Origin of the sequence: Cardinium endosymbiont cEper1 of Encarsia pergandiella (assembly GCF_000304455.1) — a bacterium.
Taxonomy (GTDB): Bacteria; Bacteroidota; Bacteroidia; order Cytophagales; family Amoebophilaceae; genus Cardinium.
Map to the genome: position 1 here is coordinate 603,611 of NC_018605.1, position 16,815 is coordinate 620,425.

9 protein-coding genes, 2 tRNA genes and 4 pseudogenes are annotated in these 16,815 nt (G+C 35.2%); 8 read left to right on the forward strand and 7 right to left on the reverse strand.

Annotated features, from left to right (window positions below):
• Window positions 1–259: 259 nt before the first annotated feature.
• From AL022_RS02665 to AL022_RS02690, 6 genes are all read left to right on the forward strand, one after another.
• Window positions 260–2,035 (forward strand): 30S ribosomal protein S1, encoded by a 1,776-nt coding sequence (locus tag AL022_RS02665; protein ID WP_014934735.1) that lies wholly within the window; start codon window positions 260–262, stop codon window positions 2,033–2,035.
• 9 nt (window positions 2,036–2,044) lie between these two features.
• Window positions 2,045–2,117, forward strand: a tRNA-Cys gene (locus tag AL022_RS02670).
• Between the two features lie 82 nt (window positions 2,118–2,199).
• Window positions 2,200–2,286, forward strand: a tRNA-Leu gene (locus tag AL022_RS02675).
• A gap of 353 nt (window positions 2,287–2,639) precedes the next feature.
• Complete coding sequence (locus AL022_RS02680; protein ID WP_014934736.1) at window positions 2,640–3,758, forward strand: HD domain-containing protein; 1,119 nt, start codon at window positions 2,640–2,642, stop codon at window positions 3,756–3,758.
• 170 nt (window positions 3,759–3,928) lie between these two features.
• A complete protein-coding gene (locus AL022_RS02685) occupies window positions 3,929–5,047 on the forward strand; it encodes an ankyrin repeat domain-containing protein (RefSeq protein ID WP_014934737.1) in 1,119 nt (372 codons plus the stop codon).
• A 76-nt stretch (window positions 5,048–5,123) separates the two neighbouring features.
• Complete coding sequence (locus AL022_RS02690) at window positions 5,124–6,404, forward strand: serine hydroxymethyltransferase (RefSeq protein ID WP_041546274.1); 1,281 nt, start codon at window positions 5,124–5,126, stop codon at window positions 6,402–6,404.
• Between the two features lie 38 nt (window positions 6,405–6,442).
• Here the strand turns inward: AL022_RS02690 and AL022_RS02695 are convergent, their stop codons facing one another.
• Together AL022_RS02695 and AL022_RS02700 are read right to left on the reverse strand one after the other, a co-directional pair.
• Window positions 6,443–7,228, reverse strand: coding sequence for an ABC transporter ATP-binding protein (locus AL022_RS02695; protein WP_041546111.1), 786 nt, complete (start codon window positions 7,226–7,228; stop codon window positions 6,443–6,445).
• Window positions 7,229–7,238: 10 nt separating this feature from the next.
• The gene (locus AL022_RS02700; RefSeq protein ID WP_014934740.1) at window positions 7,239–7,982 is read right to left on the reverse strand and encodes an MlaE family ABC transporter permease; all 744 of its coding nucleotides are present in this window, start codon (window positions 7,980–7,982) and stop codon (window positions 7,239–7,241) included.
• 283 nt (window positions 7,983–8,265) lie between these two features.
• Between AL022_RS02700 and AL022_RS04280 the strand changes: the two are divergent.
• Window positions 8,266–8,973: pseudogene (locus tag AL022_RS04280) on the forward strand (IS6 family transposase).
• A 293-nt stretch (window positions 8,974–9,266) separates the two neighbouring features.
• On the opposite strand, the gene AL022_RS02710 reads toward AL022_RS04280, so the two are convergent.
• A complete protein-coding gene (locus AL022_RS02710; RefSeq protein ID WP_014934743.1) occupies window positions 9,267–10,202 on the reverse strand; it encodes an Rpn family recombination-promoting nuclease/putative transposase in 936 nt (311 codons plus the stop codon).
• A 260-nt stretch (window positions 10,203–10,462) separates the two neighbouring features.
• Between AL022_RS02710 and AL022_RS04290 the strand changes: the two are divergent.
• A pseudogene (locus AL022_RS04290) lies at window positions 10,463–10,624 on the forward strand (IS6 family transposase); the annotation flags it as partial.
• Here the strand turns inward: AL022_RS04290 and AL022_RS04530 are convergent.
• From AL022_RS04530 to AL022_RS04305, 4 genes and pseudogenes are all read right to left on the reverse strand, one after another.
• Entirely contained in the window at window positions 10,562–11,515 is a 954-nt protein-coding gene (locus AL022_RS04530; RefSeq protein WP_014934745.1) for an SLC5/6 family protein, read from the reverse strand. The pseudogene AL022_RS04290 and the gene AL022_RS04530 overlap by 63 nt on opposite strands.
• 206 nt (window positions 11,516–11,721) lie before the next feature.
• Window positions 11,722–12,429 (reverse strand): annotated as a pseudogene (locus AL022_RS04300) (IS6 family transposase).
• Window positions 12,430–12,564: 135 nt separating this feature from the next.
• The gene (ileS, locus tag AL022_RS02725) at window positions 12,565–15,852 is read right to left on the reverse strand and encodes an isoleucine--tRNA ligase (protein WP_014934747.1); all 3,288 of its coding nucleotides are present in this window, start codon (window positions 15,850–15,852) and stop codon (window positions 12,565–12,567) included.
• Between the two features lie 197 nt (window positions 15,853–16,049).
• Window positions 16,050–16,729, reverse strand: a pseudogene (locus tag AL022_RS04305) (transposase); the annotation flags it as partial.
• Window positions 16,730–16,815: the final 86 nt, after the last annotated feature.

A 16,815-nucleotide genomic window follows, 5' to 3' on the forward strand; every position in this document is an offset into this window, starting at 1 on the left:
CTTTTATCAACAAAGAAGTTTTGCATAAATGCTTTATCCCATTAAAGTTAGGGCATAAAGCTACTTATACTATAGGCAAATCATAGTAATCCTTATATTTTTTTGTAACTTTAGGGCCTGTAAGGCAGATCTGGATCGCCAGATTCTTGCACTTATGTAGAAGTCGTATAATTAATTTCATTTTTTAACCACACAAAACAGCACTCCACAAGTAGTGTACCGCTGTTTTTTAAATAATACAAGTCAATACCTTGCCCTTATGCATGCAACAGAAGGAGTTTTCAACTGGGATCAATATGACAATCCTAATAAAAAATTAGGCAGTGCATATACAGATCAACAAAGAGAAGATATGGCTGCCCTATATCGAGCTACTTTAAGCGCTATTAGTCAATATGAAGTAGTAAAAGGATCGGTTATAAGTATTACCCATAAAGATGTGATTGTTGGGGTTGGATACAAATCCGATGGTTTAGTAGCTGCTTCTGAGTTTAGAGATCTACCGGATTTAAAACTAGGTGATGAAGTTGAAGTATATATAGAAGAAACAGAGAATACCAAAGGCCAACTGGTACTTTCTCGGAAAAAAGCAAAGTTGGTAAGAGCCTGGGAAAAAATTCAACATGCATTGGAAGATGGAGAAGTTTTAGAAGGGTTGGTTAAGCGCAGGACCAAAGGAGGGTTAATTGTAGAAGTTTGCGATATTGAGACCTTCTTGCCTGGTTCACAAATTGACATTAGGCCTGTATTAGACTTTGATGTTTTTGTCGGTAAAACGATTGATGTAATCGTTATTAAAATTAACCATACCAATGATAATGTAGTAGTTTCTCATAAAGCACTAACTGAAAAAAAACTGGAAGGGCAGAAATTTGAAATTATTAGCAATCTTGAAAAAGGGCAAATTTTAGAAGGCTATGTCAAAAACATAACCAAATTTGGTGCTTTTATTGATTTAGGAGGGGTAGATGGCTTGCTCCATAAGTTAGATATGTCTTGGAGCAGAATCAATCATCCAGAAGAGTTGTTCACGCTTGGCCAAAAGGTGCGTGTAGTAGTTATTGGATTTAATGAAGATAAAAAACGTATCTCTTTAGGTATGAAACAACTTCAAGAGCATCCATGGGATGCCCTTCCAGAGACGTTAGAAGTAGGATCTACCATTAAAGGTACCATAACCAATATTGCCGATTATGGTCTTTTTATAGAGTTGATGCCAGGTATTGAAGGGTTTGTCTATATTTTAGATATATCATGGTCGCAATACTTGCGTGATATCAATGAATATTACAAAATAGGTGATACCATTGAAACCTGCATATTATCATTGGATCGAAAAAATTATAAAATATCTTTAGGGATCAAACAACTGACGGGCGATCCGTGGGAACATGATAGATTTTTATCTACTTATGCAGTGGGCACTACCCATGAAGGAGTTGTCAGAAACTTAACCCATTTTGGGGCTTTTATAGAGCTGGAGCCGCGTATTGAAGGGCTTTTGCATGTTTCTCGTCTTTCTGAGACCAAGCGGGTTGCCCATCCTTCTGACGTCTTGAAGTTAGGAGAAAAATTAGAAGTGATTGTGTTAGGTATTAGTCGAGAAAATAGACGCCTTTCACTGGGTTTAAGGCAAGAAAACCCATGGGATATGTGTGAAAAAATCTTTCAAGTAGGTACCTTACATAAAGGGACTATTGTAAAAAAGATTCCAGGTCGTGGCGCTATTGTTGAGTTGGTACATGGTATAGAAGGACAAGTAGCACAGCACCATTTTATTAAAGCAGATGGTCAAGAGCCAGAAGTTGGAGAGGAGTTGGATTTTCAAGTAATAAAATGTGTTAAAGCAGATAAAAAAATAATTTTATCACATCAGATTCTTTTTAATCCAGAGGTAGACGCCAAAGTTGAAGCTAAAACAAGGGGAGAAGCAAAAGGGACAATAGAGAAAGCACCATCTACTAGAGGCTTTGAAGCTTTTGCCAACTTGAAAGAACAGTTAGAGCAACATACAAAAAAGGAAAGTAAAGAATAGTTGCTTTTGGGTCGCGTGGCCGAGTGGTTAAGGCAGGGGTCTGCAAAACCTCTTATCGGTGGTTCGAATCCACTCGCGACCTCTAAGTTTACTGTTTTAAGTAGATGGAATGGAGCTAGCATGGCTATCTGTATGTATGCTTGCTGGTAATTTTTTTGTTTTTTGCCTGGGTGGCGGAATTGGTAGACGCGTTGGTCTCAAAAACCAATGATAGCAATATCGTGCCGGTTCAATTCCGGCCCTAGGTACCATTAAATGCTATGTTTTTAAGTTAAAAGCGCAGTAAAAAAATAATTTCTCTCCTTTTAATCAAGTAAAAATATAGTAGAAATTTTTTTGCTCGGAAAAGAGTATAGTATTTCAAAATTGATTAAACATATCAGTTTTCTCTTTTGCTATGTTAAGATGTTGCATCTAAGTCATAATGATTGGCTTGTTTTATAGGTTTTACAAAATTAGGATATTTCTTTTTCTATAGTTGGCCATACAAGTTTATAAAATTGTAACTTTAGAGCGAAGTTATAAACTTTACTTAAACTGAGTCATCAGTCAAAACGCACTTATGCTGGCATTGGTTTATGTAAAAAACTTTTGATTGTATAGAATGATAAAAAGAAACAAAATACTTCACCTAAATACTTGGCACCTGCATCAACTTGCAAGAGCACTATCTAAAAATTCAAACGATGTCAAAGAGGTCTCTTTGGCGTTGCAGCAGGCCTGTTCGTGGTTAACTTCTGAAGAAGGAGCGCAAGATTTAAAAATATGCCAGCATCTTCTAAGGGAATGTATTCGGGTAGCTATTATTGCGGCTACTGAACTTTCTTTAAATTTAGCTGCTGTTGTTGCTGTAATCTTAGCACCACTTTTTTTAAAAGGGCTGGTACGGAAAAAAGCTATTCAAAACTGTTTTGGTTTAGAAACAGCTGCTATATTGGTGGAGTTGCGTAGTGTATATGATGGTAAATTCCGCCCTAGTACCATTCTTAATGGTCTAAATCATCCTGAGATAACGCTTCCACGTATTGTAGCAATTTTGTTACAAATTGCTGATATTATTCGTCTAAACGGTAGTGGCGTATTTTTAGGAAGTGTGCATACACCATTGATTTACTATTCTGGTACTAAGCTGTTGCTTGACTTAAAGCGTTTGTATATCCCACTTTTGCATAGAATGCGGTTATATAATATCCAAGCTAAATTGGCCGATTTTTGGTTGAAATATACCTATACGTTGAGTTATTATTCCATTACGGCTAAGTTAGGTATGACCAAGTTGCAAAGACAGCAAAAGTTAAATCTTATTGCTGAGGAGGTCTATTCGGCTATTCACGCACGTGGCATTGATTTTGTATTAAAAAAACGTATTAAATCTGTTTATTCTATTTGGCATAAGATTCAGCGGTTAAAAGTAGACTTTGATCAAATACATGATCTTTCTGCTGTTAGAATTATTTTAACAGGTATGGATGGTAAAACACTTCAGGAAGAAAAAATAGCTTGCTGGAAGGTGTTTACTATTCTCAGTGATCTTTATCAGCCAATGTCTAATATTATGAGAGACTGGATTAGTATACCAAGAGATACTAGCTATGAATCGCTCCATTTTACCTTTGAAACTTGTAAATATGGACCATTAGAGGTACAAATACGTACAGAGCGCATGGATCATATTGCAGAACATGGTGAGGCAGCACATTGGAAATACAAATATTTAGATTAGCCGTTGCAGATCTATAGGCCAATATTTTTTATTTATTTGTTTCTATTTAGATCGGAAAAGCTTCTATCCAACTTAATTTTTCTTGATCAATAAACTATCTAAATATATAGATTATTTATATTGATTCTATTTATATAAAAAATAAAGCGTTATTTAGTCATTCAATAGATATGAAACGGTTATCCCTTGTTTATTTTTCTATAAAAAGTGTAAGCCTATTGATTGGCTTTTGGATCTTATCTATCAGCGGGTCACATAGTTATGCGTGTTCAGAAACCCATCAGGTACCAGTAGCCAATCAGCCATTTACTGTGAACAGACCACTTGTATGGGCCATTCAAGATAATAATCTAAAAAAGGTTACTGCCCTACTGATTGATAAAAAAAATGTTAATAACCAAGATTTTTTAGGATATAGTCCATTGCATTATGCGGCTAAATATGGCAAAGCAGCAGTGGTTGCATGTTTGCTTGAAGCCAAACCTTTATTAAATCAAATAAGTGTTAGCAATGGCCATACACCTTTGTTATTGGCCATTGAAAGGGGACATAAAAAAATTGTGTCGCTTTTGCTGGCAGCTGGTGCAGATCCAAATATTTTAAATCATAAAGGGTGCCATCCACTACAATTGGCTATTCAACAAAACAGAAAGGACCTTGTGCAATTATTATTGCAAGCAGGTGCTATGTGTAACGTTACGCCTAGTCCTTTATTGTTGGCCATTAAAGGGCGAAGTCTGCCAATCATTCGGCTGTTGTTGGAACAAAAACAAATTGTTGAAACACAGGATAAGAATGGATATACAGGCTTCCATTGGGCAGTTAAACAAAATAGCGTAGCTATTTTTCAATTACTATTAAGGTCTGGTCGTTTTAACATCAACGCTAAGGCAGCTAATGGTGCGACACCATTGCATCTTATAGTTGCCAATAAAAAAAGCAAGTTGTTAAAAACTTTGCGCCATCTGCCCTTATTGGAAGTAAATATACAAGATCGTATAGGCAATACACCCTTACACTATGCGGTCGTTACAAATCAACTAGAAGCTGTGAATGGTTTATTGCGTTATCCTGCGTTGGATGTAAATATACCCAACCACCTAGGTAAAACCTCTTTACATTATGCTGTTCAATACCGACATACCGCTATAGTAAAAAAACTATTGGTACATGTGGGTAATGGTCTATCTATACAAGACAAAGAAGGCATTACCCCATTAGAACTTGCTATGCATCAAAATAATACTAAAATTTATAAGTTAATGTTAGCCTATATAGAAGCCTTTTAGGTATGGCTTAATCCTTTTACTGCAGGGGTAGTAAATTTTTGTTACCTGGGCTATATGTATTATATATCACCTGATGATCAAACAAGATTCAATTATTTTTTCACTCATAGCAAAAGAAAAAAATCGTCAAGAAACAGGGTTAGAATTGATTGCTTCTGAGAACTTTGTTTCTGCCCAAGTAGCAGCTGCTACAGGTAGTATTTTAACCAATAAATATGCAGAAGGTCTTCCAGGTAAACGCTATTATGGAGGATGCGATATTGTAGATGCAGTAGAGTCTTTAGCAATTGACCGGGCTAAAGCATTGTTTAACGTAGATTGGGTAAATGTACAGCCTCATTCTGGTTCACAGGCCAATGCAGCCTTGATGATGGCAGTTTTAAAGCCTGGGGATAAGATACTCGGATTTGACTTAGCCCATGGTGGTCACTTAACCCATGGCGCTTCTGTAAATTTTTCTGGAAAGTTATATCAATCTTTTTTTTATGGTGTTAACCAAGCAAGAGGATCTATTGAGTGGGAGGAAGTAGCACAAAAAGCAAGAGTCGTGCAGCCCGTTATGATCATTTGTGGCGCTTCCGCTTATAGCCGTGATTGGGACTATGTACGGCTACGGGCCATTGCAGACGAAGTAGGCGCATTTTTATGGGCAGATATTGCCCATCCTGCTGGTCTTATTAGCCAAGGGTTACTCAATAACCCTTTCCCTTATTGTCATTTTGTGACGACTACCACACATAAAACATTACGAGGCCCTAGAGGAGGTATGATACTCATGGGAAAAGATTTTGAAAATCCTTTCGGTAAAACCAATGCCAGAGGCATGGTTCAAAATATGTCTGCTTTAATAGATGCTGCTGTTTTTCCTGGTACACAAGGTGGACCATTGGTGCATAGTATAGCTGCTAAGGCTATTGCTTGTTACGAAGCTATGACCACCGACTATAAAGCTTATGCCATACAAGTGCAGCGCAATGCTAAAGTTATGGCACAGGAGTTCATGGATAGAGGCTATAAAATTATATCTGACGGAACAGACAACCACTTATTATTGCTGGATCTATCTAGTAAAAATATTACTGGTAAAAAAGCAGAAGCAGCTTTACAAAAGGCAGATATTACCACTAATAAAAATTTAATTCCTTTTGACCGTACGAAGCCACAAGTTACCTCAGGTATCCGCTTAGGCACCGCTGCTATAACGACTAGGGGGTTGGTGGAAGCTGATATGGTACGGGTCGTAGAATGGATCGATCGTGTGCTTAAGAATTTTGATCATGAATCTAAAATAAAAAAAGTAAAGGAAGAAGTTAATAAATATATGTGTCATTTCCCCTTAACAGTGGTAGATCATTAGGTTATACCTATCGGATTGAACACCCTGTCAGAAGTTTCCTACTTGATTGTATAGTTATTTACCTCTATTTCCCTTTTTCTCTTAAACAGCAGCTCTTTAATTTTGCCGACAAATAGAAAATCTTCTAGCTCTACTAGATTCGTATGTAAAATATCCTTAGAACAACCCTCCCACAATTTTGTACCTTGGTACAAGAACAAGATAAAATCGCCCAGAGATAAAATAGTATTCATATCGTGGGTTACTACTACTGTAGTCATGTTGTAAGCATAGGTTACCTCAGCAATTAGTTCATCTATTTTAAGTGCCGTTTGGGGGTCTAGTCCTGAGTTAGGCTCATCACAAAATAGGTATTTAGGATGGTTCACAATGGCTCTAGCGATCCCTGCTCGTTTTTTCATACCACCACTTAGCTCATTAGGCATTTTGTGAGCTACATCTGGCAGGCCTACCTGTGAGAGACATTCATGGACACGATCTTTCTTTTCTGCTATACCCATATTGGTCAGTACATCTAACGGGAAACGGACATTTTCTTCTATGTTTTTAGAATCAAACAAAGCCCCTCCTTGGAAGAGCATACCCACCTTTTTTCTTATTTCGGTTTGTAGTAGCTTCTCACCATAGACTAGATCACGTCCATCAAAAAGTGAAAATCCCTCATCCGGTAAAACCAAACCAAGTAAGCATTTGACCAAAAGACTTTTTCCAGTTCCACTGGAACCGATTACTAAACTGATTTGTCCTGTTTTAAATAGACCACTGATCTTATTTAAAATGATTTTATTATTAAAAGATTTAGAAATATTTTCAAAGGAAATCATGGTATTCCGTTTAGATACGATGGCTGAGTAAACCATAGACTAAAAATAAATCTGCGATTAAAATCGCAATACCACTATTGGTAACGGCATTTGTACTGGATTTTCCTACATCTAACGATCCACCTTTTGTAATAAATCCTTTATAACAAGCAATGGAAGAGATAAGGAATCCATAAACCAAAGATTTATAAATTGCTATATGGACATCATATGCATCAAATGTATTTCTTAATCCATTGATATAGGCTTGAGGAGGGATCGAAGTAAGCCATTTACAAGCAAGAAACCCACCATATATAGAAAGAAACATAGCAATAATGACCAGAAATGGATACATTAAAACCGTAGCAATAATTTTTGGTAAAACCAAATAATTATTGGCATTTACACCCATAATTTCCAATGCATCTATCTGCTCACTAATGCGCATAGTCCCCAGCTCGCTGGCCATACTAGAACCTATTTTGCCTGTAAAAACAATACCAATTACCGTTGGTCCTAGTTCAGAAATGGTCATATTACGTACTGCAATACCTATAAAGTCTTTTGTAATAAATGGATTGCTTAATTGAGAAGCAAGCTGGATACAGGTGGCTCCACCCATAAAAATAGAAATAATACAAACGATAAAAAGAGAATTTACCCCTACTTGAATACATTCTTTGGCAACCCGAGACAAAAACATTCGACATGGAATAGGGTTGCCAAACATTGCACGTAAAAAAAGTAGATATGCGTTAAATCCTTTTACCATAGCTTAAAAATCTGTACAATCAATTAAATATTACTCCAGGGAAAATAACTAAAAAATATACAGCAATCAAGCGATCATTTTGTTTTATCTATTGTACCTTACTTGTCTATGGTTGTCCGCTATGGCCATCCATTTAAAAGCAGTAAAGTTGTATCAATTTAAACAGATGGTTTAGTTTTATAATGAAACCGAATAAGTAATAAAAGACTCATTAGCATGGGTTCTGTCTCATTGGTTTTAAGAAGGTATTTATTTTAGTAATTTTAGTTAAAAATTGACTAAAATGTTTAGTATTACCCGTAGATTATTGCCCTATTTTAAAGGATTTTGTTCATCACCAGAGTTAATCCTTCTATTTGTGTATATGAAATGTCGTTTTTCATTAAGCTATAGAGACTTGGAAGAAATGATGCATATGAGAGGCGAAAAGATTGACCATTCTACTTGACAAAGGTGGGTCATTAAGTTCATTCCACTCATAGATCAAGAAGTAAGAAAAAGAAAACGCCCAGTTGGTAGTAGCTGGAGGATGGATGAAACTTACGTAAAACTAAATGGTAAGTGGATTTATTTATATAGAGCAGTAGATCGTTATGGAGATACAGTTGATTTTTTTCTAAGTGCACGTAGAGACAAGTCTGCAGCTCTTTCTTTTTTTCGTAAGGCTATCAAAGATAATAACACTCCATCCAAAGTGGTAGTTGACAAAATCGGTAGTAATAAAGCTGCACTTGATGCTTTAAATACAGAAATAGATCAAGATCACAAGATTCAAATATTTCAAAATAAATACTTGAACAATAGAGTTGAACAAGATCATAGGTTTATCACAAAACGGATAAAACCTATGTTGGGATTTAAAAGTTTCCATTCAGCTAACATTACCATTACAGGAATAGAAAATATTAGAATCATTCAAAAAGGACAATTAATCGGATCTAAAAAACAGGTATCTACTTTTGAGAACTTTGCTAAACTTATGGCCGCATAATATCCAAAATTCAAGACAAGGGAGACAACTATACAAAATTAAATACAGATGCGACAGAACCGTTTTTAAAACCTTGTATCTAACTATTAACTACATAACCAGAAAGTGGACCATGCCTATGCATAATTGGAGTGAGGCTATAGCACATTTTTTAATTAAATTCGAACATAGAATTTAAAACACATAAAAATATTTTACACAGTTAAATGGACAGAGCCATTGACTACTAGATTTAATTCTATTTTAGATTAGTTATGAATTCTTATTTTTATGTTATAGCGTACTATAAATATCTATATAATAGACTGAATATCAGANTNAGATAGTCCNGTAAATAATATTACTTTATCTAATTGAAATCCATCTTTAAGCATAGCCTTGGCGATTTCCAGCTTACCCTCCAGCTTACCCTCCAGCTTACCCTCCAGCTTACCCTCTAGCTTACCCTTTTCTTCCCCTATTCGGATACCCTCTTGTCTACCTTTTTCTTCTCCTTCTTGTCTATATTTTTCCACTGTGTTGGCTTCTATGAGTAACCATTTCAAGTGATCCTCATAAGCCATTCTTTCTTCATCCGTGAAGTTTAACGTATCTAAAACATGTAAGGCCTTTTTAAGGCTNGGGATTGCTAAGGGACCAGGTAAGTTATCCTTATTCAGTAAATCATGACGCGTAAGAAAAGCCGTCCAGATATCTANTGATGTTTTGATTTTTTTCAATAAACTGGTCAGATTCTCATCTGGATCTTTACTAAACTTAGTCAACTCTATTGTATGCAATTCTAAATCATGAAAATAAGCTATACCACTCTCTTTTTCTGTAATACGAAAGACGTTATGATACTTTTTATTATCTGCTATAGAGATAAAGTTAAGGATATGAATTCCTATTGCTTTATTCAACTTAGAATAACCTTGAGATACCTTTAATTGATCTGTATATAACTTAGCCCAATAATATAAAGCGCGTTTATCATAATCTGCTTCATCTGTGATTTGGATCTCTATATTAAACCTTTTCCCAGTTTCACTTATCGCTTTAATATCTAAAATAGATAGTTTGTCGCTTCTAAAATTTTTNGGGTTATAAGGATTTAATAACGTAACATCTACTACCTGATCTTCTCGAGAGACCGTAGCATTGATCAACTCAATAAGCAAATCTTTATTTTCTTCTACCCCAAATATTTTTTTGAAGGCTAAATCTACTTTCGGAGTAATTTGTTCCATAATATATCATATCCACTTGTCGGAAGTCAGAACTGTATAAGCTATTTATACCCTACAATATACATAATTTTTCTCTCCTACTTTTTCAGTACAATATAGTTTATGAATAAGATTTAATATTTGATAAATTGTTTTGTCTCAGCAAACGGTCGTTTTACAAGACAACTAAAATACCTACCTAAAATACTCCATAAAAGGTTCTGTCGCGTCTGTTTTAAGGAGTAAATTATTTTAGTAATTTTAGTCAAAAATTGACTAAAATGTTTAGTATTACCCGTAGATTATTGCCATATTTTAAAGGATTTTGTTCTTCACCAGAGTTAATCCTTCTATTTGTATATATGAAATGTCGTTTTTCATTAAGCTATAGAGACTTGGAAGAAATGATGCATATGAGAGGCGCAAAGATTGACCATTCTACTTGACAAAGGTGGGTCATTAAGTTCATTCCACATATCTGACGAAAAATTTTTTACCACTAAGTTTGGACTATCTATAAATATAAGTATCCCAATTAATACAAAACATCCTTTTATAACAAGTCCAAGAATACTAGCAAGTGAGAAAACTTTGTAAACTTGAGTCGGACTACAACACGTGTATAATCTATGTATAACTGATGGAGTTATATAAAAAAAAGAACCTATAAAATGTATAACCAATTTAATTAACTTCCTATTATTTTGGAAAACATGGTTTAATTGAAATCTTTTTTCTTCTTTTAGAATTAATATTATTTCTAATAATGATTTACCTGTTTTTATAAATAAAAACTTAATAATTAGAAATAAAATAGTCATAAGGATTATAAATTGTAATACATCACTAACAGTAATAGCACGCACACCGCCAAGTATAGTATATGAAATAAGATATAAAGCTACCATAAAAGTTATAACACGATGGTCAATCGACCTTATATAGATTCTTATGATATCGGAGATTATATTGATTTCAATAGAAGTAAGGCTAATACAAAGACAGATACTTAATAACGCAGTAATAGCTCTTGGATATTTACCATATACACTACCTATGGTATCTGCAATAGAAAGGTGATTCATAAATGGACCCATACGAAACGATAAAATACTGATTAGCAAAAAAGGCTTTATAGCTCCCAAAAAAACTACAAATATGTAATATATATCATAATTATAAACATTAGGAATAATACGCATCATTGACCCTCCTCCAATGGCTGTAGTCAACACTGTAATCATTAAAGTAATTGTATGAAAATTCTTATTACCGACAGAATATTGAACAAACGTATTTTTTCGTTGATCCTGTAAATGATTGGATCTGTCCATTTAACTGTGTAAAATATTTTTATGTGTTTTAAATTCTATGTTGAAATTTAATTAAAAAATGTGCTATAGCCTCACTCCAATTATGCATAGGCATGGTCCACTTTCTGGTTATGTAGTTAATAGTTAGATACAAGGTTTTAAAAACGGTTCTGTCGCATCTGTATTTAATTTTGTATAGTTGTCTCCCTTGTCTTGAATTTTGGATATTATGCGGCCATAAGTTTAGCAAAGTTCTCAAAAGTAGATACCTGTTTTTTAGATCCGATTAATTGTCCTTTTTGAATGATTCTAATATTTTCTATTCCTGTAATGGTAATGTTAGCTGAATGGAAACTTTTAAATCCCAACATAGGTTTTATCCGTTTTGTGATAAACCTATGATCTTGTTCGACTCTATTGTTCAAGTATTTATTTTGAAATATTTGAATCTTGTGATCTTGATCTATTTCTGTATTTAAAGCATCAAGTGCAGCTTTATTACTACCGCTTTTGTCAACTACCACTTTGTATGGAGTGTTATTATCTCTTATAGCCTTACGAAAAAAAGAAAAAGCTGCAGACTTGTCTCTACGTTCACTTAGAAAAAAGTCAACTGTATCTCCATAACGATCTACTGCTCTATATAAATAAATCCACTTACCATTTAGTTTTACGTAAGTTTCATCCATCCTCCAGCTACTACCAACTGGGCGTTTTCTTTTTCTTACTTCTTGATCTATGAGTGGAATGAACTTAATGACCCACCTTTGTCAAGTAGAATGGTCAATCTTTTCGCCTCTCATATGCATCATTTCTTCCAAGTCTCTATAGCTTAATGAAAAACGACATTTCATATACACAAATAGAAGGATTAACTCTGGTGATGAACAAAATCCTTTAAAATAGGGCAATAATCTACGGGTAATACTAAACATTTTAGTCAATTTTTAACTAAAATTACTAAATTAACTTATCCCTTGAAACAAACGCGACAGAACCTTAAATACCATCTATCTATCTATCTATCTATCTATCTATCTATCTATCTATCTATCTATCTATCTATCTATCTATTCCACTTTGGTAAGCCGAATCACTACCTTTACATCCTCTACATGGATTTCGCATCCTACTAGCTTGGATACAAATTGTAGTGCTATGGCTTGTGTTTCGGTACAAATATAATCTTTATAGGTGATAATAGATTGATTTATAGAATTTTCATATTGTTCTATATCAATGATGATTTTGTCTTCAATATTGAAGTTTAAGGTTTTACGCAATTGCTGAATACGGTGCACAAATTCACGTGCAATGCCTTCTTCTTGCAGCGCGCTATCCAAGGTAGTATCTAGTACAATGGTTATTTCACCCTCTGTGGCCACACACCATCCAGGTATATCTTCTGTAAAAATCAATATATCTGCTAAGGTAAGGGGAATTATTTCATCTTGTACGTGTAATAGATGGGTGTTGCCTTCTTCTAAAGAATAAATTTCAGATGGTGTTAAGGCGATAATAGCCTCATTAAGGTATTTCATTTTAGGACCATACCGTTTACCTAAAAGAGAAAAATTAGGTTTTGCTTTTTTTAGATGATGGATATTATCTAAGTAATGGATCTTCTTTACATTAATTTCTTTTTTTATCAGCTTTTCTAGACCAGGCCATCCAGCTGAAGTAAACAGACCTGCAATGCTGATACTAGATAAAGGTTGGCGCACCTTAATGCTATATTTTTTACGTAAAGCATGTGCCAAAGAAACAATTTTTTGTACTTGCGCCATCTCTATTTCTAGTCTTGGATTTAAGGCCTCTGATGCTGCTACTGGAAAATCTGATAAATGAACAGAATAATGCTTTTCTTTTTGTGTAACATGGTTCAATGCTTGATAGAGGTAATCTCCATAAAAAGGCGCTATAGGTGCCATCAGTTTAGCAACCGTTATAAGACAATGATATAGGGTCTGATAAGCAGCTTCTTTGTCCTGATCCTGTTGGTTTTTCCAGAACCTTTTTCTATTCAGCCGTACATACCAATTACTCAAATCATCTATTACAAAATCTTGAATCATTCTGGCCACTGGTGTAGGCTCATAGTGGTCATAGGCTTCTGTTACCATTTTAATTAGTGTATGTGAACGAGAAATAATCCACCTGTCACTCTGGGTTAGGTCCCTATTGGTAAGTACATGTTTATTAAAATAGAACTGATCTAGATTGGCATAAACGGCAAAAAAATTATACGTGCTGTGTAAGGTAATGAAAAATTTACGTACTACCTCTGCTACGCCTGCGGCATCAAATTTTAAACTATCCCATGGACTGGCATTACTAATCATATACCAACGTATGGCATCTGGACCATATTGTCTCAATAATTCGGTTGGATCAAGCGTATTACCAATGCTTTTAGACATTTTATTGCCATATTTATCCAATACTAGTCCATTGACCACTACATTTTTAAAAGCAGGAATTTCAAAAAGTAATGTGGAAATAACATGTAAGGTAAAAAACCATCCTCTAGTTTGGTCTATTCCTTCTGCAATAAAATCAGCAGGGAAATTTTTTTCAAATATTTCTTGATTCTCAAATGGATAGTGCCATTGTGCACAAGGCATTGCACCAGCATCAAACCAAACATCTATTACAGCTGTCTCCCGATACATAGGCAATCCATTGCTGCTTACCAAAACAATATCATCTACATAAGGACGATGTAAATCAATATCTTCCGGTAGCTGCTGTTGCATAAAACCAGCCAACACAGCTTGCTCTACTTCAAACCTTAGTTCGGCTAAGGAACTGATACACTTTTCTTCTTTCTGATCAGCTGTACGCCAGATAGGGAGTGGAGTACCCCAGTAACGTTCACGACTCAGGTTCCAATCTATTAAATGCTCTAGCCAACTACCAAATCTTCCTTTCCCTACAGCAGCAGGCTTCCATCGAATGGAATGGTTTAAGTCAATCAATAATTTTTTGTAAGCTGTTGTCTTAACAAACCAGGCATCTAGTGGATAGTAAAGAATTGGTTGATGGGTACGCCAACAATGGGGATAATTGTGTTCATATTTTTCTACTTTAAAAGCTTTATTTTCTTGCTTTAGTTTCGTAGCAATCAATAGATCTACAGGAGGTAAAGTCGACGCTTCTTCATAGGCCGATTTTACATAACGTCCAGCAAAATCAGTGATTTCTGCTACAAAACGACCTTGTCTATCTACAATTGGAACAGATGCACCCGATGCATTGGTCACCATAATAGGGGCAATATTTTCTTTTTGGGCGATTCGGTAATCATCTGCACCAAAGGTAGGTGCAATATGGACAATACCAGTACCTTCTGTGGTATTGACAAAATCAGCTGCGATCACCTTAAAAGCATCTCCTTTGGGCTGTACATAAGGTAAAAGCTGTTCATAACGGATGCCTACTAAATCCGCGCCTGTATACCTGTCTACAATCTCCCAAGGTAAACTAGCACGATCGGATCTAGTATCGGACTGATGGCCATCACAGCTAGTGGGCGCACCTGTAAAAAAACGTTGTACCGCATCTTCGGCCAAAATAACGTAAATAGGCAGATGGGTATAGGGGTTGATGGTAGCTATTTTAACATAATGAATAGTAGCCCCTACCGCTAGGGCACTATTTGCAGGAAGGGTCCATGGTGTAGTTGTCCATGCCAGAAAATATTCATTGTCTTGTCGTTTAAACTGTGCTACAATCGAAATGTCTTTTACCAACTTATAGCAACCTGGCTGGTTTAATTCATGCGAACTTAGTCCTGTGCCAATAGTAGGGGAGTAAGGCTGTATAGAATAGCCTTTATAGATCAGTTTTTTATTGTACAGTGCTTTCAGAACGTACCAAACCGACTCAATATAATCGCGTTCATAGGTGATATAAGGATTTAGATTGTCTTTCCAGTAGCCTAGCTGCTTATTCAATGATTCCCATTCGCTTTTGTAAGCCATAACCATTGTTCGACATGTCTGATTGTAATCGGCTATGCTAATTTTTTTACCAATATCTGCCTTGGTAATACCTAATTTTTTTTCTACTTGCAGTTCCACCGGCAAACCATGTGTATCCCAACCACTTTTGCGACATACATAATAACCCTGCATGGTTTTATACCTAGTAAAAAGATCTTTAACGGTCATGGCCAAGATATGGTGTACACCTGGTGCACCATTGGCTGAAGGAGGTCCTTCAAAAAAGACAAAAGGCTCACTGCTTTCACGTTGTTGCATAGAGCATGCAAATGTTTCTTGTTTTTCCCAAAAGAGATCTATTTTTTTTGCAATGTCTAGCAAGTTGAGTTGCATTTGCGTTTTGTATTTTTTCATTTACGTGTAGGTAATTTAATCTTTAATATAAAAACACTATATACTACAATTTAATGAAAAAGTTAGGTTCTATTGTCTCTATAATTGGTTTTATGTAACAAATTGAGACCGTTGTTATAGATAGTTATTGTGATTTTTGTTAAGCTTGTAGTGCTATTTTTTGTAGTTTTTGCAGTTAAGGATCCATAAAATTCATTATATAAATTATAGGCTATAGCTTCCATAACATGTTGCGTATGACTTTTATCCAGTCCTATATATCTAGCTCCTGCACTACGGAACCACCTCTTAATGCTGCCAAATACTCTTGCTACTTTATAGCGCGTCTTAGATACCAATTTATTAAACTGCTTAGCAGCAGATGATAAGGGATGATTTCTACTACCTTTCTTTTGAATAGCTGATTTTAATTTTTTGTTCTTTAGTAAAGTTTCTTTAGGGAAACCGCTATAGCCTTTATCTCCATAGAGCCTACTTCCAGCGTAGTACTGACTGCCAGAACTAAACCTTCTTTACTTTCTACTAGGACATGCCTCTTATAGCCATAATAAAGATTATGACCTTTTTTGGTCCAACTAGCTTCTGGATCTACTCCTTTTTGATAGCTCTGCGATACCGATATAGTATCATCTTCATGCAAATCATAGCTTTTTTTACCTTACCACTGCTCAAGCAAGAGCATTTTAAAAAGTAATAAGGGACTATAGGCAGGCTTGCCTGATAAACGTAAGCCTTTAGGATAATAAATACGAAGTTCTTTTTCTATCGATGACCAATTAATCAGTTTATGCATTTGATCAAAGAAAGTGTGTGTACATTTGCGGCGACTAGCTGAAACATCTGATAAACTTAATTGACCGCTTACTTTTATTGACATACATACATATAATAGAAAAAAGCTTAAATACAAATTCTCAAAAACCTATATAACTTAGCCTTTTAATAAATTTTAAGCCAACTTTT

Coding starts and splice junctions, on each gene's coding strand:
- AL022_RS02665 (WP_014934735.1), top strand. CDS start 260: ATGCATGCAACAGAAGGAGTTTTCAACTGGGATCAATATGACAATCCT.
- AL022_RS02680 (WP_014934736.1), top strand. CDS start 2,640: ATGATAAAAAGAAACAAAATACTTCACCTAAATACTTGGCACCTGCAT.
- AL022_RS02685 (WP_014934737.1), top strand. CDS start 3,929: ATGAAACGGTTATCCCTTGTTTATTTTTCTATAAAAAGTGTAAGCCTA.
- AL022_RS02695 (WP_041546111.1), bottom strand. CDS start 7,228: ATGATTTCCTTTGAAAATATTTCTAAATCTTTTAATAATAAAATCATT.
- AL022_RS02700 (WP_014934740.1), bottom strand. CDS start 7,982: ATGGTAAAAGGATTTAACGCATATCTACTTTTTTTACGTGCAATGTTT.
- AL022_RS04530 (WP_014934745.1), bottom strand. CDS start 11,515: ATGGACAGATCCAATCATTTACAGGATCAACGAAAAAATACGTTTGTT.
- ileS (WP_014934747.1), bottom strand. CDS start 15,852: ATGAAAAAATACAAAACGCAAATGCAACTCAACTTGCTAGACATTGCA.